The following is a 24979-nucleotide window of genomic DNA, read 5'->3' as shown; positions in this document are numbered from 1 at the left end:
AGGGCTTTTGCGGTTAATAATAAATATTAAGCCCAGCCAGTGCCTTTTTTAGCGTTACCTTTTGCGATATGCTCTTCGGCAGTAGCTTTGCCCATAATAGCAGCCATTTTGTTGCCTGCACCATCTGTACCGGTTGCAATATACCTTCCAGATTTAATGTCGATCACAGGATCAACCATTGGTACATTTTTGGTTTTGGTTTTTACTGAATACGCGGTAATTCCGCTTCCGTTTTCTGTTGCCATGATAAGTTTCTTTTTGTGTTTTTTAGTTTAACCCCATTTATACTGAATTGTTTTCAGCCTTAGCTATAATTGGTTTTGAAGTGTAAACATGCATTAAAATTTTTTAATTCAAAATATTTCGCATAAATAATTTGTTAACACATTTACTTTTTTGTTAATAAAGCATAAATAACGGTATCTTCAAAGCGACCATTATGGTATTGGCTCTCCTTAAAATACCCTTCCCTTATAAAATTACTGCATTCCAATAGTTTGATGGACGCTTTATTGTGCGGACTAACATTGGCCTGTATGCTATGGAAATTTAATTCGTTAAAGCCAAAATCAATCACCCTTTGTACAGCTTCCTGCATTAGGCCTTGTCCCTGGTAGGCGGGGTTTAGCAGGTAGCCAATCTCGGCACGGTGGTTCTCCTTTTCTATGCGCCAAAAGCCTATGCTGCCTATAAATTTAGGATCGTCTTTTAAGCAAATGCACCAGGTGATACCATTGTTGGCGGCTAAAAGGTCGTCAATTACCTTAATTAATCCTAAAGCATCATCCAGCGTTTTGCAGAGCGGGCGGCCAATGTATTGCATTACGTTGGCGTCGCTGCGCATTTCAAAAAGATCGGCAGTATCCGCATCTGTAAACCGGCGTAACACCAATCGCTGGGTTGTTAAAATGGGGAAACTACTAAAATCTGGATTAAGCATAAATCAGGGTTTGGCATTTTGCATCAGCGAATCATTAAACTTAACAATAAGCCTGAACAAATCTTTGTATTTATTAAGCGGCAGGGTAGCGCTGATATCAAATACATCGTGGTAAGCTTTAATGCCGCCCATGGTATAAATGAAAAACGCGGGCACACCTTTTTCTGTAAATAAATAATGATCGCTGTTGGCGGCTTTGCCCCGCTTAGCCACTTTAACAAAGTAATGGCCTTCATCGCTGATGCGTTGCATAGCTGCAAACTCATTAGGATATACCGTGGCGTTCACAACGGTAATACCTTCATCGCCTGTTCCGTTCAAGTCAAGGTTGATTAAAAAACGGATGTTTTTTAATGGGATGAGCGGATTTTCTGTAAAGTATTTAGACCCCAACAAACCGGCCTCTTCGCCAGAAAAAGCAATGAAAGCCATGGTGTACGGTTGCGGGTGCGCGGCATAATACCTGGCCAAACTAAGCATTTGCGATAAACCGCTGGCATTATCATTGGCCCCCGGAAAATAAGTATCACTGCCCATGCCGCCTAAATGATCATAATGCGCGGTAATCACAATTACAGAATCGGGCTTTACAGTACCCTTAACCACCGCGCAAATGTTGGCAGTTTTAAAATCGGGGATCACCTGGTTTTCTATATCGATGCTAATAGTATTTAGCGGCAGCTTTACAGCCTTTTTATCAACCTGTATCACCGTATAATCAAGCGCCTTACCTTCAACCGACCATGTTAGCTTATCTTCCAAAGAAACCACCACCCGGTTTTGCCGGTCAACAAAGTGTACACTGTCCGTTTGCTCCAGCTTGCCAATACCATGTACTCCCTTACTATCCGGGCTTACGATAAACTGTTTGCCTGGTGCAAGCTTCACGCCGTTAATAATTACCTCCATTTTACCTGGAAAAACATTTACCGGGTAGCTAAATACCTGCTGGTAATTTTTGCCACCCATCGGTTTTAAACCATAGCTTTTAAATTGGGCTTGTATAAAGGTAGCGGCTTTGTGCACCCCATCGCGCGTATAACCCCGGCCCCAAAAGTAGGGCGAAGTAAGCGTATCAACCAGTTTGCGGGCAAACAGGCTATCCTGCGCAAAACTCAGGTTGGCTATCAACAGGAGCAGGAGGGTGAGTTTAAATTTCATTTATTATTGATGATATGGTCACATAAAACTATCGGCCTCGCGGTAAGCTTTAATCAATGCCAGTTCGCCCTCTTTGCCTGCGCCCGCTGTACCATGCTCCATGCCCAAAACCCCGCGGTAGCCCTTGTTATAAATGTGTTTGAAAATGTTTTTATAGTTCACTTCGCCGGTGCCGGGTTCTTTGCGGCCGGGATTATCGCCAATCTGGTAATAGCCAATTTCGTCATAAACCAAATCGAGCGTTGGGATGATATTACCCTGGTTACGCTGTACATGATACATATCGTACAGAATTTTACATGACGGACTGCCTACAGCTTTGCAAATAGCATAGGCTTGGTCGGGTGTGCGCAAAAACAAATCCGGATTATCACTCAACGGCTCTAACACCATTACAACGCCATGTGGTTCTAAAATGGCCGTTCCCTTTTTTATCGCTTCTATAACATTGCCGGTTTGTACGCCGATGGGCAGGTTGCGCACAAAATCGCCGGGGACAACGGTTACTAACTTACTATTAATGCGCTTGGCTATTTCAACAGCCTGTTTGCACGAGGCTATGAATTTTTCAACCTGGTCGGCTTTGCCGTTTGCCAGCATGTTGCTGTCATTACCCAGGCCAGGTTGCACAAAAACGCCCATGGCCATACCTAATTTAGCTAAAGTATCGCCTATTTTTTTCTGCTGATCTTCTGGTCGGCCGCTCATGCCATTATCTTCAATAGCCCGGAAACCTTTATCATAAGCAAACTTAATCTGATCAATAAAATCATCGCCGGCATGGCTTTTAAACATGCCATCGTGTGTGCCATAATTGAGATTGAAAGGTTTATCGCCGGCAGCCGTGGTAGTAGCTACACCTGCCGGATCGGCACAGCTGGTAAGCGCCGCCGCGTTTAAAACACCTGTAGTTAATAAGGATGCGCCCGCCAGCATAGAGCCTTGCACAAAGTTTCTGCGTTTCATAGGTTGGGATTGGTTTACGAAAGCAAGATAGTTTTTTAGGGACAAAGGAGCAAGGATATTTAGATTAAAGACTTTGGGACAGTAGGACTATTGGACGATGGACTTAAGGACAAAAGATAAAAGACTTGGGGATAGTTGGATGAAAGGGGAGAGTTTTATGATTTGTGTTTTATAAATTATATGCCTGTATATCATACTGTTGTAATTTAAAACTGTAAAATAAGTTATGTAACTTGGTTTTTAGTTGTATAACTGAAAAATCAGTTTTATATTTGAGTATGGAAGAGTTAACAAAAACAGAGGAGCGGGTTATGCAGGTGATATGGCAACTAAAGCAATGCTTTGTGAAGGATATTATTGAGGCGCTGCCCGATGATCCTAAACCACCTTACAACACTATTTCGTCGGTAGTGCGGTTGCTGGAAAAGAAGGGATATGTTGATTATAAGGCTTATGGAAAAACTTATGAGTATTTTCCTAAGGTCACCAAATCTGAATACCGCAAGGCTTTCTTCAGCCGTTTTTTTGCAGGGTATTTCGATAACTCGGCCGAAAGTCTTTTTTCTTTTATGGTCAAAGAAGAGAAACTGAGCCAGGAAGATATTAACAAGCTTAAGGATATCATTAATAAAAGCGAAGAATAATGGAAACCATCGCCTATGTGTTACAGGTATCGGCCTGTACCGGAATTTTTTACTTGTTTTATTATCTGCTGCTGCGCCGGCTCACTTTTTTTACCATTAACCGATGGTATTTGATTATAACGCTGGTGCTAAGCTTTGTAATACCGGCAATAAAAGTGCAGGTTAAACAAGAGGCGCCGTATGTTTCGGCCGTTAGGCAATTCACTTACATAGATAAAATACAGGCAGATAATCAACAGGTAGCCGCTCATCAAAGAAAACAACCATTTATTGTTGATGAACCAATAAATTGGAGTAAGGCGGCCGATTTGCTGTATGTCATTGTCGCGCTGATACTGTTTACACATCTTTTGATATCCGTAACTCTTTTCCTGGTTGGTTTAAGGGGTAAGCCCAGATCAAAATTAGATGGCGTAACCATTTTTAGCAGCCATGCCGCTCTCCGTAATGGTTCTTTTTTCAACTACGTTTTTTTAAATGACGATGGTATTAGTCCGCAGGAGTTAAAATACATTATAGCGCATGAGCTATTACATGTAAGTGCATTTCATTCTGTAGATAGGGTGATAGCCAAAATAGCGCAAATTATCCTTTGGTTTAATCCCTTTGTTTATTGGTACGCCAATGCCATTGAAGCCAACCACGAGTTTGGTGTTGATAAGAAGATGGCCGCTGTAGCCGATAAAAAAATGTATGCCAACTTGTTACTGCACTTATCCGCAACGGGGCAAGGGATGCTTTTGCTTAATGGTTTTAGCACAGTGCCCTTAGCCAAACGCATAACCATGCTTTTTAACAAACCATCAAATAATATGAAAAAGTTAACCTACCTGCTTATGGCGCCCATGGTGCTTGTTAGCTGCCTGGTTTTTGCAACCAGTTTAAAAACAAAAGTTAAAACTCCGGTTCAATCGGCAGTTGCTGATGAGCCGGTAGAAAAGTATCGCCAAAAAGTAAAGCGTGATAAGGCGTACGATTTGGCGGTGGCTGAACAAAGAGCTTACATGAAAACCGAAGAGTATAAAAGCAAATCAAAAATCACGCAACAAATTATGGCTAAAGAAATTGTTGTGAAAATTGCGAAGGTTTTAAAAGATGAAAAATCAACTTTTCTACATCGTTATACAATAACCTACAATAACAATGACTACGATGTATCGATCTATGGTAAAGACAACTCGGATTTGGATGGAAAACTTAGTGAAGGCGATGAAGTGACGATGAAAATGTCTGGCAGTAGTTTTTCTAAAAATATGCCGGTATCATTTTCGCCAGCGTACATCATAAAAAACAATGTGAAAATATTTGAGGAGAAAAGTGTTGCTATAAACGATACTGCACCTTTTTTATATGAAACAAATAAGGTGCGTTTTACCGATGGGAAAATAACCGACATAAAAAGAAACGCGGCGGGGAAATGTATCGGGATTGCTGTAGAGGGAAGTAATAATTACATCTTTAATTTAACCTTTAAATCCAACGCGCCCGATTTAACCGCACTCAAAGAAGGTTATCATGTAACGCTCCGTTTTGTACATGAGGTTAAAACCAGCGACAAAACTTATGATATAAACGATTGGGTAGCTATTGGCAATAATGCAGATACGTATGCTTACAGAAACCCCGACTGGTTCTTAAAGTTTTATGAGCCGGTAAAATCATAAACTAACCGGCTAAGCTTTTTATGAGCAGCTCAACAAAACGGCCTTTCAAAATCAATTGAAAGGCCGTTTTATTTTATAGTAAAACTTTAACAGCAAAAATTATTTGCTGAAGTAAACATTGAATTTTCCATCGGTTATAGCCTTTGTTTTAGCTGTGCCACCGCCAGTGCCTACAAATACAGTATTGGTAAGGGCACCTTTAAAAGTACCCTGCACTCCTGTTGAACTTACCGATGATATGGTTACGCTTACAATGTTTTTAGTATTGTCATCATCATTAAAATAGTTGTCATTTTTTAAAGAATAAAGCATAACGGGTTTATCATCGTCTTTACTTGCAGTTGAGATGTAGGTTTTTCCCGCTGTTGGTTTGCCGCTTAAAGTGATAGAGATAGTTGCGCCGTTTGATGCTGTACCTTGTATGTTGGTAAAAGTAGCCCCGTTAACCGTGCTGCTAAGTGTTATAGCGTTGGTGTTAAATGTGGTAGCTGTACCATCTACACCGGCAGTAATAGTTGCCGACGGCACAGAATTTTTGTCTTTTGAACATGAATTTAAAGTGATCACACCCAGTGTTGCAGCCAATAATAATAAGGTTTTGATTTTTTTCATTTTGCAGGATTTGTCTCGAATTTATTTGTTTAGATTAATAATAAGTTTCAAATATCTAAATTTCAAATTGTAATAATGTTAAATATGTATTATATGTATCCTGAATATGTTTTTTAAGGATATTTTCAATACGTAATAATTGGTAAATTATTGGGCAGGTGATGAGGGGTGTAAATTTAAGATGAACACTCTGTTAAGTGTTAATGCGCGTAATGTTTAAATAATCAGAAGTTTATATTATTGTAGATGTCTTTATCCCCTGCAGCGATCACTAAAGTTATTGTAGTTTTATTTTTTGTAACCTTTGTAAATAATATAGGTTTCGCCCAGCAATCGCAAGTATATCCCAGGGTAATGGGTTATTTTAGCGTTACAAATGCCGTTGAAACCTGGACTAAAGATGGTTTCACAGGCAATTTTAAGAATGCGTATACAGTAAGCTTTCCATTTGGGATCAACCTTTTAAAAAGTGATCACTTTGGTGTGAGTTTTGAAGTAGCTCCCGTTATTCGCACCGAAAAAAATATAGCCAAGGTAAATTCTATCTCCTTTAATCCAGGCGCCATGTTCCGTTTTAAAAACGGATTTACTTTTATTGGCCGCACCGGTTTTGAAACCAATGGCCGTTTTGGATTTAGCCCGGTATTTAACCAGCGATTGATACAAGGGAAGGACGCTAATCTGTTTATCGCCGCCTCTTTTCCAATAAGGTTTGGTAATAATTTCCCCGCATCCATCGGCTCGGGCATCCAACTTGGGGTTTCGTTTTAATTATTTGTTAATGGAAGCTCGTTAAATCGTTTCTAATCTCCTGTTTCACAGTCAGAAAACCTCCTATATTGTCATTGTAATAACACTTTGGGTAGTTTTTTTCATCATAACGTCACTATACGTCAATCAGCTTGGTCGGGCTGTTTTTTGATGCTTATTAAGGGTACCTTTGCGCCGTCAAAAAATAAGACGTGTATTATACTCAAAACTTTATCCCCCGCTCACCGATCATAATCCGCCATTCGCCGATAAAAACCCGGTGTATATCTAAATCACAAAAAAGGGCTGTAACGTTTTAAAAATGCCTGCGTCTTATTGTTGTATTTAAAAATAACACAATACAATTACTTGACAATCAAAATATTAAATATCATGAAATCAAAATTATTCACCATCGCTGCTTCATTATTATTAGTAGCTGGTATCACAAATTCAACCCTTGCTTCTACAATAAATACTAACAATGTTGCTACTGTTTTAACTGATGTAAGCAATATCAACAAAATCGAAATCCGCGGTAATGTCGAGCTTTATGTATCTGCCGGTACAGCCGACCAGGTTAAGGTTTACAATAAATACTACGCCGAAAGCGCGCTGGTACAAAGCTCAAAAGGCGTATTACGCATCGCGTCATATACAAAAGAAAAATTGGTAGTTTGGGTAACTGCAAATGATCTGCGTAACATCAGCGCCTATGACAATGCCGAAGTTAAATCATTTGGTAACCTATCGGCCATTGAACTGGAAGTTAATATGCACAACAACGCCACCGCTAACTTAACCCTGGATACTTACCAAACCAATGTAAACGTAAGCGACCATGCCAAAATTGAACTATCTGGTAAAACCGAAGTTTATTCTTTAACCCACAATAGCCAATCGACAGTAAACAACAACAAATTTATTGCTGCCAACTACACCGATAAATTAAACACCACTGCCAAAGTTCAAAACGACGAATTAGCAGGCATCTAATTCCCCTAATGACTTTTTGCAAAAGTCCATCATATATTCTGAGAAGCTGTTACTTGCAAGTGACAGCTTTTTTTGTTTTGGGGGATTGGGTTGGTTAAGTTGATTGGGTTGATTAAGTTGGATTAGGTTGATTGAGTTGGATTGTAAGGCGATGAAGTATTAGCACCAATTGAATCGGTTAGTATTCGGGAAGCCAAATGTGTCTGCAGAACAGCTTCGGGCGAAAACGGGCAGAACGATGGTGGGCGGTGCGGCGGCGGGGCATAGGAGTTTTTGCAGTAGGGGGCAAGGAGGGTGAGGGCAAAATAATCCCGGCCCAGGTTCTGCCCGTTTTGCAGGGCAAAGGCCCTGAGCGGCAAAGAAGCATTTCTGCTGACTTGATTTTTTGGTTACTTTTTTATCAAGAAAAAAGTAACAGCCCTTCCCGCGGCGATTGAGCGGGCCGATGTTTGTCCTTACCACAACATTAGCTTGGTTTGACGGAGGAGGTCACGAGTACTCAGCTGTTCTGGCCTGATCTGCATACTCGAATCATGTAGTTGAAATGTGACTATCAACTACACCAATCTCAAATCCCACAAAAATAATTCCCCCATTCACCGATGATTACCCGGCGTTCGCCGATAAAAAAACGCTGTACATCTAATACCCCAAAAACTGCTGTAACGTTTCAAAAATGGTGGCGTCTTATTAGTGTATTTAAAAACAACACAACACAATCATTTGACAATCAAAATATTAAATATCATGAAAACTACATTATTCACCATCGCCGCCTCTTTAGTTTTAGTAGCAGGTTTAACAAATTCAACCCTTGCAGCTACTACAAAAAATACTCAAAACGTTGCTACTGTTTTAACAGACGTAAGCAACATCAACAAAATCGAAATCCGTGGTAACGTTGAACTTTACGTATCTGCCGGCACTGCAGATCAGGTTAAGGTTTATAACAAATATTATGCAGAAGGTGCTTTGGTACAAAGCTCAAAAGGTGTATTACGCATTGCATCATACACTAAAGAAAAACTGGTAGTTTGGGTAACTGCTAACGATTTACGCAACATCAGCGCTTATGACAATGCCGAAGTTAAGTCATTCGGTAACCTGTCTGCCATCGAATTAGAAGTTAACCTGCACAACAACGCTACAGCCAACTTAAATTTAGATGCTTACCAGGCTAATGTTAATGTAAGCGATCAGGCTAAAATTGAATTGGCCGGTAAAGCAGAGGTTTACACTTTGGTTCACAACACACAATCAAGCGTTAACAATAACAAGTTTGCTGCTGCCAGCTATACCGATAAATTAACCAATCCAACCCTTGCCCGTAACGAAAACGAGTACGCCGGTTTATAATCGTCAACAATACTTTTGCAAAAGTTCATCATATATTCCAAAAGCTATCATGTAAATGTGGTAGCTTTTTTTAATTTTGATGTAACGTCTATTCCTAACACTACGTCATAAAACACAAAAAAACATCATGAAAAAATTCGGCTTTCAAATTTCTGTAATCGCGGCAATTGCATCGGTAGGCATATTATCATCATGCGGGCATTTACGATGCGTACACGGTTCGGGCAATATTATTACCGAAAACCGCAAGGCCAATAACTTCACCAAGCTTGATATCTCTGATGCCTTTAAGGTGCATTTAACGCAGGATAGCTCATTAACAATCAGCATAAAAGGCGATGATAATGAGCTTAAATATGTATCAACCTCGGTTGAGGGCAACACGCTGCATATTAAATCAAAAAAGAACTTTTGCGATGGCGATAGCATCGTGATTAATATAGGCATCAAAAAAATTGACGAGATCGATGCTTCGGGCGCGGTGGTTATTTCATCTAACGGGAAAATTAATACCGGCGATTTGAGTTTAGGCCTATCCGGTGCTACCAAATTAAACCTGGATATTAACGCCGGCAATGTCGACACGCAAAACAGCGGCGTGGCCGAAATGAATTTAAAGGGACAGGCAGCATCTCATAAAATACAAACCAGCGGTATGTCTAAATTAAATGCCTTTGACTTTGTGGTAGGCGATTATGATATTGATATTTCTGGCGTTGGCAATTGCAAAATCAATGTATTGAAAACCTTAAGCGTACATTCAAGCGGCGCAGCGGAGGTTGAATACAAAGGCTCACCGGCAACCGTTAATAATGATAAATCCGGCGCATCAAAAATTACTAAGGTGGATTAAGTTTTAATCCACCGCTATTAAATTACCCATTAACCTTACCTTATCATGAAAAAGCTTTTGAAGTACACCGTCTATGTCGTGATTGTAGTAGTTGTAATTGCTATCGCTGCTGTATCGTACATTACTTTGGCCTTACCAAACGTGGGTAAGGCCGAAGATATTAAAGTAGCGCTAACACCGCAGCGTATTGAGCGTGGCAAGTACCTGGCAAACCATGTTACCCTGTGTATGGATTGCCATTCCACCCGCGACTGGACAAAATTTGCCGGCCCCATGCTTGAAGGAAGCGACGGCAAAGGCGGCGAAAAGTTTGACGCTGCTGTTGGTTTCCCGGGCAATGTGGAAGTACCAAACATTACCCCATATCATTTAGGTAATTGGACGGACGGCGAATTGTTAAGGGCGATAACAACAGGCGTAAGAAAAGATGGATCGGCCATATTCCCGATAATGCCCTGGCCTTATTATTCAAAAATGGATAGAGAAGATCTGTATAGCATAATTGCCTATATCCGCTCGCTTAAACCAATCAAGGCCGATTATGCTTCGGCCAAGCTTAATTTCCCTTTAAATATTATTGTGCATACTATGCCCCAAAAAGCAAGCCTGGGTAAGGTGCCCGATACAAAAGATACGTTAAAGTACGGCGAGTATCTGGTAACGGCCGCGGCCTATATGGAATGCCATAGCCAGGTTGATAAAGGCAAACTAATACCGGGGCTTGAATACGCCGGCGGCCGGGAGTTTGTAATTCCCAACGCGGGCACGGTACGATCTGCAAATATTACAGCCGATAAAGCAACCGGGATTGGCAGCTGGACAAAAGCCCAGTTTGTAAACGTGTTTAAACAATATGCCGATAGCACCAAAGCAAAGGCGACCGTAAAACCGCATGAATTTCAAACCATTATGCCCTGGTATAAATACGCGGATTTAAAGGAAACCGACCTTGAGGCTATATATGCTTATGTTAAAACAATTAAGCCGATAAAAAACCAGGTAGTAAAGTTTTCGGCTAAGTAATCAGGCTGTTAATTTAAAATAAATTCATACTTTTGCGCCTCGAAATTTGTACAGTCTGCAATAAATTTTAGGCAGTATGGTTTCAATGGATCAAATATATACCCGGTAAAAAGATGAATATTACACAGGAAAAAGTAGATGCCCTGAATGCGGTTGTTAAAATCAACATCGACCCTGCAGATTATCAGCCACGTGTTGATAAAGCTATAAAAGAGAACGCTAAAAAAGCAAAGTTGCCAGGTTTTCGCCCGGGAATGGTGCCTGCAGCTCACATAAAAAAAATGTATGGTAAAAGCATATTGGTTGATGAAATCAATAACCTTTTATCAGATACATTAAATAAATATATAGAAGAGCAGGATCTGCGCATTTTGGGCCAGCCGCTTCCAAAGGTTGACGACGAGAAAACTTACAACTGGGATTTTGCCGACAATTTTGAGTTTAACTACGAATTAGGCTTAGCTCCTGAATTTGATATTGAGTTTTCGTCAAAAGATAAAGTTACCCAATACACCATTAAAGTTGATGATGAGACCCTGGCTTCGAGGATCAAAAATATCCGTCGTAGCTATGGCAAAATGACAAATCCTGACGTATCGGCAGATGATGATGTTCTTTATGGCGAATTAACACAGCTTTCACCAGATGGTAGTGTTTTTGAGGGTGGTATAAGCAATACAGCATCTGTACGTTTAGACCAGGTTAAAGACGAAGCCGTTAAAGCTTCACTAATTGGTTTAAAGAAAGGTGATATTGTAACCCTCGATATTCAGAAAGCTTTTGATAACGACGCGGCTAAAGTTGCCGGCTTATTAAAGATAGAAGAAGACGAAGCAGCTGATTTGAAATCAAACTTCCAGCTATTGGTTAAAAACGTTAACCGTTTAGAAGAAGGTGATTTAAACCAGGAGTTCTTTGACAAATTATTTGGTGAAGGTGTAGTTACAACCGAAGCGGAATTTACAGCTAAAATTACCGAAGAGCTTGAAACAATGATGGTGCAGGATAGCGAACGCAAATTGCAGGACGATATCTACAAAGCAAGCATTGCCAAAGTTGACTTCAATTTACCTGATGAATTTTTGAAACGCTGGTTAAAAGCTACTAACGAGAAACTGACTGAAGAGGAGTTGGCCGGTGGTTATGCTGATTTTGCTCAAAACCTTAAATGGACTTTGATTGAAAACAAAATAATTACCGATAACAAAATCGAGATCAAATACGATGAAGTTTTCGCTTTAGCGAAAGTGCGTTTAGATCAGCAGTTCAGAATGTACAGCCCGCAAGCTATTCCAGAAGAGCAATTAGGCCAGTACACCGTACAATACCTGCAAAACAAAGAGAATGCTAATAAGATATTTGAAGAGGTAAAAGCATTAAAGGTGTTTGATTATATTAAAAGTGTGATCACTTTAGATAAACAAGATATCCTTTATACCGATTTCAGCAAATTGGTTTCAGAGAAATAAGAAACCGGTTTAATTCATATTTAACAAAAGCAACTCACAAGGTTGCTTTTGTTGTATTGAGAAGTTTTTTTGTCCGCAAGTCGGGAAAGTCAGTAAAGTCCGAAAGTGAAAAAACTGACTTTTGGACTTGTCAGCTTGTTTTTTCTTTCGGACTTTCCGACTTCCTAACTACCCTCACCTCAAAATAATTTTTACTTTATACAAACTATCTTTCCATAATTGTATTCAACTAAAAACTATATTTATCGCAGGTAACAATACCTGCACCTAAAATTAACATAACAAAACCCATGAACAGTAACATCGATAAAAACGAATTCAGAAAATACGCGGTTAAACATCACCGCATCAACAGTCTTTTTGTAGATAAATACCTTGGTAACTTTGATAGCCGCCGCATGCCAAGCGGTATTGCTACTACAGTACCAACCGGCATGACGCCCTATATTATTGAAGAGCGCCAGCTTAATGTAGCCCAGATGGACGTGTTTTCACGGTTGATGATGGACCGCATCATTTTCCTTGGCGATGCGATTTATGATAATATTGCAAACATTATCCAGGCTCAATTGCTTTTCCTGCAATCGGCAGATAGCAAACGCGATATCCAGATTTATATCAATTCACCTGGTGGTTCGGTTTACGCCGGTTTAGGTATTTATGATACCATGCAGTTTATTTCAAACGATGTGGCAACAATTTGTACCGGTATGGCGGCATCAATGGGAGCGGTGCTATTGGTAGCGGGTGCCGAAGGTAAAAGAGCGGCATTGCCACATGCAAGGGTAATGATTCACCAGCCATCTGGTGGCGCGCAAGGCCAGCAGTCAGATATTGAGATCACTTATCATGAGATCACTAAACTGAAAAAAGAACTATACCAAATCATTGCTGATCACAGTGGTGCATCATTCGAAAAAGTTTGGGACGCATCAGACCGTGATTATTGGATGATTGCCGAAGAAGCCAAAGAATTTGGTATGGTAGACGAGATTTTAAGAGGAAATAAAGGGAAATAAGTCCGGAAGTTTTTAGTCCGGAAGTCCGAAAGAAGTAAGGGAAACAGTCCGGAAGTTGTTAGTCTGGAAGTCCGAAAGAAGTAAGGGAAAATGCCCGTAAGCTTTTAGTCTGGACGTTCAAAAATAGAAAGCAAAGTGGGGTCTGAAAGTGTTTTTTACTTTCGGACTTTACTGACTTTCCCGACTTGCGGACTTCAAAACTTTTTTTTCTCGCATCAATTTACTAATTTTGATTATAAACCAATCATATGAATAAAAACAGTAAGGAAATCAGGTGCTCCTTTTGCGGTGCCGGTAAACAGGATTCCCTGATGTTGATTGCGGGGCTCGACGCGCATATATGTGATAAGTGCGTTAACCAGGCTAATGAAATATTAGCCGAGGAATTAAAGGTGCGCAAGGTAAAGTCGTCGCCACTGGCGCCGGCCTTGCTTAAGCCATACGAGATCAAAACTCACCTTGATCAATATGTAATTGGTCAGGATGATGCCAAAAAGATACTTTCAGTAGCTGTATATAACCATTATAAACGCTTAAACCAGCGTATTGATAAAGACGAAGTTGAGATTGAAAAATCAAACATCGTTATGGTGGGCGAAACCGGCACAGGTAAAACCTTGTTGGCCAAAACCCTGGCTAAAGTATTAAACGTGCCATTTTGTATTTGTGATGCCACTGTTTTAACAGAGGCTGGTTACGTAGGGGAAGATGTGGAAAGCATTTTAACCCGGTTACTGCAAAGTGCCGATTACGATGTAACCCTTGCCGAGAAAGGTATTGTTTACATTGATGAGGTTGATAAAATAGCCCGTAAAAGCGATAACGCTTCCATAACCCGTGATGTATCCGGCGAAGGTGTTCAGCAGGCATTGCTGAAAATTTTAGAAGGTACCATGGTTAACGTACCACCACAAGGCGGCCGTAAACACCCCGATCAAAAAATGATCACGGTGAATACCAGTAACATCCTGTTTATATGCGGTGGCGCGTTTGACGGTATCGATCGTAAAATAGCAAATCGGTTGCGTACACAAACGGTAGGGTACAAAATGAGGCGCGATGACGATGAAATAGATATGAAAAATCTATACAAGTACATCACTCCCCAGGATTTAAAATCATTTGGCTTAATTCCGGAGTTGATAGGCCGGTTACCTATATTAACCTACCTTAATCCGCTTGATAGGGCCGCTTTACGCAACATACTAACCGAGCCTAAAAACTCGTTATTAAAACAGTACAAAAAATTATTTGATTACGAAGGCGTAAAGCTTGAGTTTGATGATGAAGTGCTTGAATTTGTTGTAGATAAAGCAATGGAGTTTAAGTTGGGCGCAAGGGGTTTAAGATCAATTTGTGAGGCTATCATGATTGACGCGATGTTTGAATTCCCATCTAAAAAAGATGTGAAACGATTAAACATCACTTTAGACTACGCCTTAGATAAGTTTGAAAAATCGGATCTGAAAAAATTAAAAGTAGCTTAACAATTTGCACAAATTTAAAAGCTAACTTTATTGTAATTAACACAGACCCTGGTGAAACGCCGGGGTTTGTTGTATAAGTAAGTTTGCAGTTTTTCAGTGGGTAGTTGCCAGTTTGCAGTTGGCAAACAATGCTGACAAGTAAACAGTTCGCCAAGTCGTTTAACTAAAAAAAATCAAACTGATGAAGGATTGTAAACTGAGGTGTAGCCTAAAATAGGCAACTTCAAATTGAATACTGCCCACTGCAAACTGGTAGCTGCAAACTAATAACTGCAAACTGAACAACTGAATAAGGCGGCCCCACCAGGCTGCCATTGACGGTTAAAACATAAAATTATTTAATATGAACGACGAATTAAACGTTAAAAAGAACCCTACCGACGCCCCGGTAGTGAAAGAAGTACACACCCCGGTAAAATCGGGATTGAAAACTAAAGATGCTATTGTTGCCAACTGGTTACCCCGTTACACAGGGAGGCCGTTGGAGGCTTTTGGTGACTACATCATCCTCACCAATTTTTCAAAATACATCCAACTGTTTTCGCAATGGCACGATGACGCGCCAATTATGGGTATCGAGAAGCCGATGCAAAGTGTAACGGCTAATGGCATCACCATCATCAACTTTGGTATGGGGAGCTCGGTTGCAGCTACCGTGATGGATTTGCTTACCGCAATTCACCCTAAAGCTGTAATATTTTTAGGCAAATGTGGTGGCTTAAAAAAGAAGAACAACGTAGGTGACCTAATTCTGCCTATAGCGGCCATCAGGGGCGAGGGGACATCAAACGATTACCTGCCTGCAGAAGTGCCCGCGTTGCCTTCCTTTGCCCTGCAAAAAGCCATCTCAACCACCATACGTGACTTTGGCCGCGATTATTGGACCGGTACCTGCTATACCACCAACCGCCGAGTTTGGGAGCACGATAAAGTGTTTAAAAAATACCTGAAAGATTTACGGGCCATGGCTGTTGATATGGAAACCGCCACCATTTTTACCACAGGATTCGCCAACAAGATTCCCACAGGTGCACTGCTGCTGGTATCAGATCAGCCGATGATCCCAGAGGGGGTAAAAACTGCGGAAAGCGATTCGACAGTAACCGAGCAGTACGTAGAAACACACCTGCACGTAGGCATCGAGTCATTAAAGCAATTGATCAATAACGGCCTTACAGTAAAACACCTGAAGTTTTAAATTGGTTCATTAGTTCAATGGTTCATTAGTTCTATAGGTTCATTAGTTCACTGGTTCATTAGTTCATTGGTTTGGGCGGATAAAACGCTCAATACCAACCTGAACTTTCGGACATTTTCGACTTCCTGGACTTTCGGACTTTACTGACTTCCCGGACTTTCGGACTTCCCGACTAATCCTTACTTTCGCAAAATGAATTTTTCGTCGAAGTTGCTGGAGAATGCTGTTGCCGAGTTTGCTAAACTACCCGGTGTGGGCCAAAAAACCGCCCTGCGCCTGGTATTGCACCTGCTAAACCAGGATAAGCAAGAGGTTGAACGATTTAGCAGCACCATCAGCAAGCTTCGTAACGAAATTCAGTTTTGCTCGGTATGTCATAACATATCAGATCAATCGGTTTGCGAAATCTGCTCATCCCACAAGCGCGATCACAGCCTCATTTGTGTGGTAGAGGACACCCGCGATGTGATGGCCATTGAAAATACAAATCAGTTTAATGGCGTTTATCATGTGTTGGGCGGCTTAATATCGCCGATGGATGGCGTTGGTCCATCGGATTTACAGGTGGATACCCTTGTTGAACGTTTAAAGGCAAATGAAACCAAAGAGATCATTTTTGCCCTTAGCGCTACCATGGAGGGCGATACCACGCTGTTTTATTTAAACAAACGCATAAAATCTTTCAACATAACCATATCAACCATCGCTCGTGGCATAGCCTTTGGTGGAGAGTTGGAGTACGTAGATGAGATCACCCTCGGGCGGTCTATCGCTACACGTGTTCCGTATGAAAACTCTTTGTCAAAGTAAGGTATGAAACTCTCTGTTGTATTAGTCAATTACAATACCTGTGATATGCTCAGGATTGCGCTCAATTCGGTTGTAAGAGCTGCTGTAGGCTTCAATTACGAGGTTTTTGTGGTTGATAATGCTTCTACCGATAAATCTGTATTGATGCTGCGGGAAGACTTTCCGGAGGTTAAGGTAATTGCCAATACCAGTAATAAAGGTATGGCAGCTGCTTATAACCAGGGCATTAAAGAAACCGTAGGGGAGTATGTTTTAGTAGTCAGTGCGGATACAATTACAGGCAAAAAGACTATTGAGAAAGCTTTGGAGTTTATGGACATGCATCCTGATGCCGGCGGCATGGGTGTGCGGATGATTACCCCGGATGGTCGTTTTTTAAAGGAGTCAAAACACGGTTTCACCAAACCATGGGAGGTGTTTTTTAAGTTAACCGGTTTAGCTAAATATTTCCCTAAATCGCGTTTAACCGATGTGCAACGTAAGGACTGGGTAGAAGAGTTTCAAACTTCAGAAACCGATGTGCTTAATGGTGCTTTTATGCTGCTACGTAAAGAAGCAATTAACCAGGTTGGCGTATTTGACGAGCGCTTTTATACCTACGGGTATGATATCGACCTAAGCTACAGAATCCGCATGGCGGGCTTTAAAAACTACTATTTCCCCAAAACATATATCATCAATTTTAACAGCAAAAACCATGTGAAATTTAGCTGGGAATACCTGAGGGAATATTATGGCGCGATGATTATCTTCGCCACCAAATATTTATTTAAGGTGCCCGAAATAAAGGTGGAGGGCTTACCGCAGCTATACCCTCCTTCATATGAAGTTAAATGATAAAGTTATAATCATCACCGGTGCCTCATCGGGCATTGGTAAATCATTAGCCATTGAATGTGCCAAACGCGGTGCTATCGTTGTACTGGCGGCCCGCCAATACGTTACGCTATGCGTTATTACCCAGGATATTGAAAGGCGCTACCAAACCAAGGCCCTGGCAATACAGTGCGATGTAACTAAAGAGGATGATTGCTCAAGTCTTATTAAACAAACCCTCGCTACATTCGGTAAAATAGATGTGCTGATTAACAATGCGGGTATCTCCATGCGTGCCCTTTTTAAAGATGTTGACCTTAAAGTTTTAAAATCCCTGATGGATGTAAACTTTTGGGGAACAGTATTTTGCACTAAATACGCCCTGCCAGAAATTATTAAAACCCAGGGTAGTATAGTGGGGGTATCGTCCATAGCGGGCTATAAAGGCTTACCAGGCAGGGCAGGGTACTCGGCATCAAAATTTGCCATGAATGGTTTTTTAGATTCATTAAGGGTTGAAAATTTAAAAACAGGTGTACACGTACTAACCGCCTGCCCGGGCTTCACGGCATCAAACATTCGCAATACAGCCTTAAACCAGGATGGCCTGGAGCAAAAGGAAAGTACGCTGGAAGAGGATAAAATGATGTCGTCAGATAAAGTGGCTACCATCATTGTTGACGGTATTGAAAACCGTTCCCGCACCTTAATCATGACCACCCAGGGAAAACTTACCGTGTTGCTTAGTAAACTTTTACCGGCCTTTTTAGATAAAATGGTTTATAATGTATTCGCCAAAGAGAAAAATCCGCTGATTAGGTAGTTCATTGGTTCATTAGTTCACTGGTTCATTAGTACTTGTCTGGCGGATATTTTTAACTGAAAAAGGTTAATCACCTGCTAAGACCAATAAACTAATGAACTAATGAACCAGTGAACTAAAAAGTTGTCGGTACCAGCTCATATTCACTAATCCTGCTCATATCTATAATGGCCTGTCCTTCCTCGTCGCGGTGAAATACAGGAACAAATTTAGCGCCCCAAACAACATCGCTGTAAACGTAGGATGTACGTGAATGAACCGTTTGCGAAAATGTGTCATCAAATGTTTTAAGGATCACCGATACGCTGGCCTGCTTATTTTCAAGTTCCTCTCTGCTCATGTCCTTTAGAGGGCTATTTTCATCAAGCGGGTGTACCACAGTCCAGTTAACGGTTAAAATGCTTACAAACTTTCGCTCCAGTTCTAACTGGAAAAACTTACGGATAGTTTTGCCGTTCACTTCCTCGTTATAACCAAAAACGACTTCTATTTCCAGATCGATCAAAATATTGCGCCTTAAATTAGCAAGGCGAAACATCAGTCCCCAACCATTATCACGGTAGGGAGCGACCAAGAGTTTATCGCTGTACAAAATTTTAGCTGATGGACGCGAGAACCGCCCGTAAAGTAAACCGGTTGCCAATGCAAATGCCAGCAAACCCATCATCGATTCTAAAGCGGCTACGCTATTAGCTAACATACCTTTTGGACTGATATGTCCGTAGCCAACCGTTGATATGGTTTGTGCCGAAAAGAAAAACGCGTCCATAAACCTATCAAACCCGGTATTTCCGCTTTTACCATCAAGTACATCTTTCCCTAAAGAAACATAAACGCCGGCAAAAATGATGTTGGCTGTAAGATACCCGCTAAAAACGATAACCCAAAAACGTCGCCAGCTCATGGTGATCAACGAATGGTAATTATTGGCGGTACTAAAAAAGGGCAAACCAGTACGCTTTACATTGATAGATCCATCCTTATTAATAACCGGCTGGCTTTTTACAACCGGCTGTGTACCAAAGCCAAGATCATCCTCGGGGTTTATTTTATCTTTATGTATAGCCATCTTTTTAATTATTGAATTATTGAATGACTGAATTATTGATTGAAAAAAAAGTCATTTCTGATTGATTGTTAAACCATTGATTCTCAAAAAAACAGTGCCTATTGCAGTGTTTTATTTACCGTGACTGTTTTTCTGGAAGCTGATGCAATTTTAAGAATTTGATTTGCTTCATCTATTAGGATGCTGATATCAACAAGTTTAATTATTTCGGCTTCAACTAAAACCTCCATCCAAAATACTGATTCGTCGGCTTCCTCTACAACGATAGATAGTTTGGCGTGAAATTCGGCTTGGGAACGGGCCCTGCATGCGGCTCTATAATTTGCACCAACGGAAGATGAGGATCGTAACAATTGTCTGCCTATTATTTTCGCTTCTTCTGTTTTCGGTAAGGATTTGAAAAGTTTAATGTTCTCAACAACAAATTTCTTTGTGCGTTTTTTAAACATCTCTGCAAATTCAATCCTGTTTGCATCACTCATAAAAAAATAATTCAATAATTCAATAATTCAATAATTCAATAATTCAATAATTGCTTCCCTGTAAATTTATCATTCTGTTTGTTTTTATAAAAACTATTTCCATATTTGTGGCGCAAATGAAAATGAACACATTAAACAACAATTGGTGGTGGCTTAACGAGATATCGTAAGGCAATTCCGTGTTTGTTTAAAAAATATATTCAAAAGGAAGGGTTGCCATACGGTAACCCTTTTTTATTGACCAGCCCCCCGGCCCCCTGAAGGGGGAGTGATTGGAGGGATGGCGCAAAAAACTTAAAAACAAAAACTCCCCCTTTAGGGGGCTGGGGGGCTTATGAAACAGATACTCAATCATCTATTTGAACACAAAACCTTTAGCAGGGAGCAATCAAAAGGTATTTTGATAAATATTGCGCAGGGTAAGTACAACAACTCGCAAATGGCGGCCTTTATGACGGCTTATTGTATGCGCAGTATTACTGTTGATGAATTGGAAGGTTTCCGCGACGCGATGCTGGAACTTTGCTTGCCTATTGACCTGGAAACCGGCGAACTCATTGACCTTTGTGGTACAGGCGGCGATGGTAAGGATACTTTTAATATCTCTACCCTGGCATCTTTTGTTGTGGCCGGAGCTGGTTACAAAGTTGCCAAACATGGTAATTATGGCGTCTCATCGGGCTGTGGTTCATCAAACGTAATAGAGTATTTGGGGTATCAGTTTACTAACGATACAGATAAACTAAAACGGAGCATTGATAAGGCTAATATTTGCTTTTTGCATGCGCCGCTATTTCACCCGGCAATGAAAACTGTGGCACCTATCCGCAGGGAATTGGGGGTTAAAACTTTTTTCAATATGCTTGGTCCGCTGGTTAACCCCGCTAAGCCCGGGAATCAGCTGGTAGGGGTATTTAACCTGGAACTGGCCAGGGTTTATGCCTACTTATATCAAAAATCAACTACAAAGTATACCATCGTAAACGCTTTGGAAGGCTATGACGAGGTTTCACTAACTTGTGATTTTAAAACCTTTTCGGCCGAAGGCGAGAAGATCAACAGCGTGGAAGCCCTGGGCTTTGAAAAGCTCGATCCATCGCAAATTACAGGTGGGGATACCGTTAGTGCTTCTGCCGCTATATTTAACAGTGTGCTTGGTGGCAAGGGTACGTCGGCACAAAACAATGTGGTGCTTTCAAACGCGGCGCTGGCTATCAGGACTATCACCCCCGAAAAGAGTTTTGCCGATTGCTTTTATGAAGCCGAAGAAGCTTTGTTAAGCCATAAAGCCTTAAATAGTTTTAACCTTTTACTGCAAAACTAATCATGAAAATAAAGGTTTGTGGTTTAAAAGACCCCGAAAATATAAACGCTGTAGCAGCCTTAGGGCCCGATTATGTGGGCTTTATATGCTACAGCCTTTCGCCAAGGTTTATTACCGGATTGCCGGTGGATATAGCTGCAAGCCTGCCATCAAATATTCAAAAGACGGGCGTTTTTGTAAATGAAAGTGCAGAAACTATTCAATCGCTGATAGATACTTACCGCTTTGATGTTATCCAGCTACATGGTGACGAAAGCCCGGAGTTTAGCAATAGCTTTAAGAATAAGGTAAGCGTTTTTAAAGCTTTTGGACTGGATGAAAACTTTGATTTTGAGCAGTTGAACAATTACGTGAACAATGTTGACTATTTCCTGTTCGATACCAAAACAAAGGGTTATGGCGGCTCTGGTAAAACATTTGATTGGGCAATTTTAGATAACTATAAATTGAATGTTCCCTTCTTTTTATCAGGCGGTATCAGCCTTGATAATTTAGAGGAAATTAAGAAGATCAATCACCCGCAATTTTACGGGGTTGATTTGAATAGCAGGTTTGAAACCGAGCCGGGTGTTAAAGACATCGAAAAACTGAAACAAGCATTTGATATCATCAAAAAACAACATATTACAGATGAAGTACGGAGTTAACGAACATGGTTATTATGGCGATTTTGGCGGAGCCTACATCCCCGAAATGCTGTATCCAAACGTAGAAGAGCTAAGGCAGCAATATATCAACATTATTAATGACGAAGGTTTTAAAGCTGAATTTGATGATCTGTTGAAGAATTACGTGGGCAGACCTTCGCCGCTTTATCATGCTAAAAGGTATTCGGAAAAATATGGCGCAAATATATTTTTCAAACGCGAGGACTTAAACCATACAGGTTCGCACAAAATAAACAATGCCATAGGGCAAATTTTGTTAGCCAAACGGCTGGGTAAAAAACGAATCATTGCCGAAACCGGTGCCGGTCAGCATGGTGTAGCCACGGCCACTGTTTGCGCTTTAATGGGCATTGAGTGCGTGGTTTACATGGGCGAGATTGACATGGCCCGCCAGGCGCCAAACGTATCGCGTATGAAAATGTTGGGTGCAACCGTACGCCCGGCATCATCTGGCAGTAAAACCCTTAAAGATGCCACCAATGAGGCCCTGCGCGATTGGATAGGCAACCCGGTTGATACGCATTACATCATCGGTTCGGTTGTTGGTCCGTACCCGTATCCCGATATGGTGGCGCGTTTCCAGTCTGTTATTTCCGAAGAAACTAAAAAGCAGTTGCTGGAGCATACAGGCAATGAATTACCGCAATACGTACTGGCCTGTGTAGGCGGCGGTAGTAATGCCATGGGCATGTTTTATCATTTTTTAGATGATGAGCAGGTTAAGCTGGTTGCTATTGAGGCGGCAGGTAAAGGTGTTGATAGCGGCGAATCGGCAGCTACTACCTTTTTAGGGCAGGAGGGCGTATTACACGGTAGCCGTACCATATTAATGCAAACGCCGGACGGACAGGTTGTTGAGCCTTACTCCATTTCGGCCGGCTTGGATTACCCTGGTATTGGTCCGCAGCATGCGCATCTGTACAAAATAAATCGTGCCCAATACGTAAGCGTTACCGACGATGAGGCAATGAAAGCGGGCTTGCTTTGCTCGCAAATGGAGGGTATTATCCCGGCCATTGAATCGTCGCACGCGTTGGCCCAGCTCGAAAAAATGAAATTTGATATCAATGATAATGTGGTGATCTGTCTATCGGGCAGGGGCGACAAGGATCTGGATACTTATATAAAATACTTTGGTTACTAATTAGTTGATGGTTTATGGATCATAGTTCATGGTTTGTTTAAAACTGTGAGATGATCGATGAAATTATCAGATAAAATTTTTGCTATGAACAATGAACCATTAACCATGAACAGTTCAAACCGTTTAAATAAACTCTTCGCTACAAAAAAAGATAACCTGTTATCTATATATTATACAGCCGGTTATCCCGCTTTGAATACTACGGTTGATATTGCCGAGGCATTGGAAAAAGCCGGGGCCGATTTCCTGGAAGTAGGCTTTCCGTATTCAGATCCTGTGGCAGATGGTCCAACCATTCAGCACAGTTCAGAACAAGCGCTTGAAAACGGTATGACGCTTAACCAGTTATTTGAGGAATTAACAGAGCTACGTAAACGTGTAACCATTCCGATATTGCTGATGGGTTATTTTAACCCCATAGTACAATACGGCGTAGAGCGCTTTTGCAAAAAGGCAGCCGAATTAGGTGTAGATGGTGTTATCGTTCCGGATTTGCCCATGTATGAGTATGAAGCCATGTATGCCAACTATTTTATCGATAATAACCTGAGTAACATATTCCTGGTTACACCGCAAACTTCAGAAGATCGCATCCGCAAGATAGATGAGCTGAGCAATAGTTTCATCTACCTGCTATCGTCGTCGTCTATCACTGGCGGCAGTTTGCAGCTTACAAACAGCATTGAGGATTACTATAAGCGCATTAAAGCTATGGAACTCAGCAATCCAACAATCATCGGCTTTGGTATTTCAGATCATAAAACTTTTGAACAGGCCTGCAGTTATGCCAATGGCGCTATTGTAGGTAGTAAGTTTGTGAAGCTATTGGCGGAAGATGGATATATGGAAAAAATCCCCGGGTTTATAAAAGGGATAAAGGGATAATTATCCGTCCTTTTGTTAGTTGTAAGGTTGACAGATTTAGCGGAGAAACCAAGCGACGAAAGATTTACGAAGTTTTAAAAACTTCGTAAGTCTGGGTTCTGCAACCAGATCACGAAGCAAATACTTGTATATAAGCAACGCTTTTACAAATACAATTCCAAATCCCCTTTACCTTCACGAATAACCTCAAAATCTCCATTGGTACAATCAACCACCGTTGATGCCACATTATCACCGTAGCCGCCATCTATCACTATGTCTACCTGGTCTTCGTACTTTTCGTAAATCAGTTCAGGGTCGGTAGAGTATTCAATGATATCGTCGTCATCGCGGATGGAGGTAGATAGGATGGGGTTGCCTAAAACCCTCACTATCTCCCTGGCAATATCGTTATCGGGTACCCTAATACCAACCGTTTTTTTGTTTGAACTCAATAGCTTGGGTACCTTGTGGCTGGCATTAAATATAAATGTAAACGGCCCCGGCAAGGCCTTTTTTAATACCCTGAAGGTAGTATTATCAATAGGCTTAATATAATCCGATATATGGCTCAGATCATAGCAAATGAAAGAGAAATTAGCCTTCTCGGGTTTAATGTTCCTTATTTTGCAGATAGCTTCAATGGCTTTATGGTTGGTAATGTCGCAGCCCAAGCCATAAATGGTATCGGTTGGGTAAATGATGAGGCCACCTTTGCGTAACACTTCAACAACCTGTTCAATAGCCTTGGGATTCGGATTTTCGGGATATATTTTGATGAGCATAATAGATAGACAAATATACCCTTAGTTAGTTTAAAATATTGTATGGCAGGTATTAA

27 protein-coding genes are annotated in these 24979 nt (G+C 41.0%); 18 read left to right on the top strand and 9 right to left on the bottom strand.

The window, feature by feature from the left end; all coding sequences use genetic code 11:
* Positions 1 to 26: 26 nt before the first annotated feature.
* From QWZ17_RS04040 to QWZ17_RS04025, 4 genes are all read right to left on the bottom strand, one after another.
* The gene (locus QWZ17_RS04040; RefSeq protein ID WP_290303657.1) at positions 27 to 245 is read right to left on the bottom strand and encodes a hypothetical protein; all 219 of its coding nucleotides are present in this window, start codon (positions 243 to 245) and stop codon (positions 27 to 29) included.
* A gap of 143 nt (positions 246 to 388) precedes the next feature.
* Complete coding sequence (locus tag QWZ17_RS04035) at positions 389 to 940, bottom strand: GNAT family N-acetyltransferase (RefSeq protein ID WP_290303656.1); 552 nt, start codon at positions 938 to 940, stop codon at positions 389 to 391.
* Positions 941 to 943: 3 nt separating this feature from the next.
* Positions 944 to 2101, bottom strand: coding sequence for a M28 family metallopeptidase (locus tag QWZ17_RS04030; RefSeq protein ID WP_290303655.1), 1158 nt, complete (start codon positions 2099 to 2101; stop codon positions 944 to 946).
* Positions 2102 to 2119: 18 nt separating this feature from the next.
* Entirely contained in the window at positions 2120 to 3067 is a 948-nt protein-coding gene (locus QWZ17_RS04025; RefSeq protein ID WP_290303653.1) for a hydroxypyruvate isomerase family protein, read from the bottom strand.
* 278 nt (positions 3068 to 3345) lie between these two features.
* Here QWZ17_RS04025 and QWZ17_RS04020 point away from each other — a divergent pair, with 278 nt between their 5' ends.
* Positions 3346 to 3711, top strand: coding sequence for a BlaI/MecI/CopY family transcriptional regulator (locus tag QWZ17_RS04020; protein ID WP_290303652.1), 366 nt, complete (start codon positions 3346 to 3348; stop codon positions 3709 to 3711).
* A complete protein-coding gene (locus tag QWZ17_RS04015; RefSeq protein ID WP_290303651.1) occupies positions 3711 to 5375 on the top strand; it encodes a M56 family metallopeptidase in 1665 nt (554 codons plus the stop codon). The genes QWZ17_RS04020 and QWZ17_RS04015 overlap by 1 nt, the downstream gene beginning before the upstream one ends.
* Before the next feature lie 99 nt (positions 5376 to 5474).
* Here the strand turns inward: QWZ17_RS04015 and QWZ17_RS04010 are convergent, their stop codons facing one another.
* Positions 5475 to 5987, bottom strand: coding sequence for a hypothetical protein (locus QWZ17_RS04010; protein WP_290303650.1), 513 nt, complete (start codon positions 5985 to 5987; stop codon positions 5475 to 5477).
* Positions 5988 to 6233: 246 nt separating this feature from the next.
* Here QWZ17_RS04010 and QWZ17_RS04005 point away from each other — a divergent pair, with 246 nt between their 5' ends.
* Positions 6234 to 6758: a hypothetical protein gene (locus QWZ17_RS04005; RefSeq protein WP_290303649.1), complete on the top strand. Its 525-nt coding sequence runs from the start codon at positions 6234 to 6236 to the stop codon at positions 6756 to 6758.
* 372 nt (positions 6759 to 7130) lie between these two features.
* Positions 7131 to 7733: a GIN domain-containing protein gene (locus QWZ17_RS04000; RefSeq protein WP_290303647.1), complete on the top strand. Its 603-nt coding sequence runs from the start codon at positions 7131 to 7133 to the stop codon at positions 7731 to 7733.
* Between the two features lie 122 nt (positions 7734 to 7855).
* Here the strand turns inward: QWZ17_RS04000 and QWZ17_RS03995 are convergent, their stop codons facing one another.
* Entirely contained in the window at positions 7856 to 8092 is a 237-nt protein-coding gene (locus QWZ17_RS03995; protein WP_290303646.1) for a hypothetical protein, read from the bottom strand.
* A gap of 388 nt (positions 8093 to 8480) precedes the next feature.
* Between QWZ17_RS03995 and QWZ17_RS03990 the strand changes: the two genes are divergently transcribed.
* The 10 genes from QWZ17_RS03990 (at position 8481) to QWZ17_RS03945 (ending at position 18587) form a co-directional block, all read left to right on the top strand.
* On the top strand, positions 8481 to 9089 hold the full coding sequence (locus QWZ17_RS03990) for a GIN domain-containing protein (protein ID WP_290303645.1): 609 nt from the start codon (positions 8481 to 8483) through the stop codon (positions 9087 to 9089).
* Positions 9090 to 9216: 127 nt separating this feature from the next.
* The gene (locus QWZ17_RS03985) at positions 9217 to 9942 is read left to right on the top strand and encodes a head GIN domain-containing protein (RefSeq protein WP_290303644.1); all 726 of its coding nucleotides are present in this window, start codon (positions 9217 to 9219) and stop codon (positions 9940 to 9942) included.
* Between the two features lie 45 nt (positions 9943 to 9987).
* Positions 9988 to 10965, top strand: a complete 978-nt coding sequence (locus tag QWZ17_RS03980) for a c-type cytochrome (RefSeq protein ID WP_290303643.1) — start codon at positions 9988 to 9990, stop codon at positions 10963 to 10965.
* A gap of 113 nt (positions 10966 to 11078) precedes the next feature.
* The gene (gene tig / locus QWZ17_RS03975) at positions 11079 to 12434 is read left to right on the top strand and encodes a trigger factor (RefSeq protein WP_290303642.1); all 1356 of its coding nucleotides are present in this window, start codon (positions 11079 to 11081) and stop codon (positions 12432 to 12434) included.
* Between the two features lie 290 nt (positions 12435 to 12724).
* Positions 12725 to 13453, top strand: coding sequence for an ATP-dependent Clp protease proteolytic subunit (locus tag QWZ17_RS03970; RefSeq protein ID WP_290303641.1), 729 nt, complete (start codon positions 12725 to 12727; stop codon positions 13451 to 13453).
* Between the two features lie 248 nt (positions 13454 to 13701).
* Positions 13702 to 14940: an ATP-dependent Clp protease ATP-binding subunit ClpX gene (clpX, locus tag QWZ17_RS03965; protein ID WP_290303640.1), complete on the top strand. Its 1239-nt coding sequence runs from the start codon at positions 13702 to 13704 to the stop codon at positions 14938 to 14940.
* A 343-nt stretch (positions 14941 to 15283) separates the two neighbouring features.
* Positions 15284 to 16138, top strand: a complete 855-nt coding sequence (locus QWZ17_RS03960; protein WP_290303638.1) for an AMP nucleosidase — start codon at positions 15284 to 15286, stop codon at positions 16136 to 16138.
* Between the two features lie 192 nt (positions 16139 to 16330).
* The gene (gene recR, locus QWZ17_RS03955) at positions 16331 to 16948 is read left to right on the top strand and encodes a recombination mediator RecR (RefSeq protein ID WP_290303637.1); all 618 of its coding nucleotides are present in this window, start codon (positions 16331 to 16333) and stop codon (positions 16946 to 16948) included.
* A gap of 3 nt (positions 16949 to 16951) precedes the next feature.
* Positions 16952 to 17785, top strand: a complete 834-nt coding sequence (locus QWZ17_RS03950) for a glycosyltransferase family 2 protein (RefSeq protein ID WP_290303635.1) — start codon at positions 16952 to 16954, stop codon at positions 17783 to 17785.
* On the top strand, positions 17772 to 18587 hold the full coding sequence (locus QWZ17_RS03945) for an SDR family oxidoreductase (protein ID WP_290303634.1): 816 nt from the start codon (positions 17772 to 17774) through the stop codon (positions 18585 to 18587). The genes QWZ17_RS03950 and QWZ17_RS03945 overlap by 14 nt, the downstream gene beginning before the upstream one ends.
* Before the next feature lie 115 nt (positions 18588 to 18702).
* On the opposite strand, the gene QWZ17_RS03940 is transcribed toward QWZ17_RS03945, so the two are convergent.
* A complete protein-coding gene (locus tag QWZ17_RS03940; protein ID WP_290303633.1) occupies positions 18703 to 19656 on the bottom strand; it encodes an ion channel in 954 nt (317 codons plus the stop codon).
* 98 nt (positions 19657 to 19754) lie between these two features.
* Positions 19755 to 20138: a four helix bundle protein gene (locus QWZ17_RS03935; RefSeq protein WP_290303632.1), complete on the bottom strand. Its 384-nt coding sequence runs from the start codon at positions 20136 to 20138 to the stop codon at positions 19755 to 19757.
* A gap of 334 nt (positions 20139 to 20472) precedes the next feature.
* Between QWZ17_RS03935 and trpD the strand changes: the two genes are divergently transcribed.
* The 4 genes from trpD to trpA all read left to right on the top strand — a co-directional run bounded on the left by trpD (position 20473) and on the right by trpA (position 24159).
* Positions 20473 to 21462, top strand: coding sequence for an anthranilate phosphoribosyltransferase (trpD, locus tag QWZ17_RS03930; protein WP_290303631.1), 990 nt, complete (start codon positions 20473 to 20475; stop codon positions 21460 to 21462).
* Positions 21463 to 21464: 2 nt separating this feature from the next.
* The gene (locus QWZ17_RS03925) at positions 21465 to 22109 is read left to right on the top strand and encodes a phosphoribosylanthranilate isomerase (RefSeq protein WP_290303630.1); all 645 of its coding nucleotides are present in this window, start codon (positions 21465 to 21467) and stop codon (positions 22107 to 22109) included.
* The gene (trpB, locus tag QWZ17_RS03920; RefSeq protein WP_290303629.1) at positions 22093 to 23274 is read left to right on the top strand and encodes a tryptophan synthase subunit beta; all 1182 of its coding nucleotides are present in this window, start codon (positions 22093 to 22095) and stop codon (positions 23272 to 23274) included. Before QWZ17_RS03925 ends, trpB begins: the two co-directional genes overlap by 17 nt.
* Before the next feature lie 84 nt (positions 23275 to 23358).
* Entirely contained in the window at positions 23359 to 24159 is an 801-nt protein-coding gene (gene trpA / locus QWZ17_RS03915; RefSeq protein WP_290303627.1) for a tryptophan synthase subunit alpha, read from the top strand.
* A 143-nt stretch (positions 24160 to 24302) separates the two neighbouring features.
* Here trpA and QWZ17_RS03910 read toward each other — a convergent pair whose 3' ends face one another.
* Entirely contained in the window at positions 24303 to 24923 is a 621-nt protein-coding gene (locus tag QWZ17_RS03910; protein ID WP_290303626.1) for an L-threonylcarbamoyladenylate synthase, read from the bottom strand.
* Between the last annotated feature and the right edge of the window lie 56 nt (positions 24924 to 24979).

This window comes from Mucilaginibacter flavus (assembly GCF_030409315.1).
Taxonomy (GTDB): domain Bacteria; phylum Bacteroidota; class Bacteroidia; order Sphingobacteriales; family Sphingobacteriaceae; genus Mucilaginibacter; species Mucilaginibacter flavus.
The sequence above is the reverse complement of the archived record's forward strand: the minus strand, read 5'-3'. Positions and strand labels throughout refer to the sequence as shown.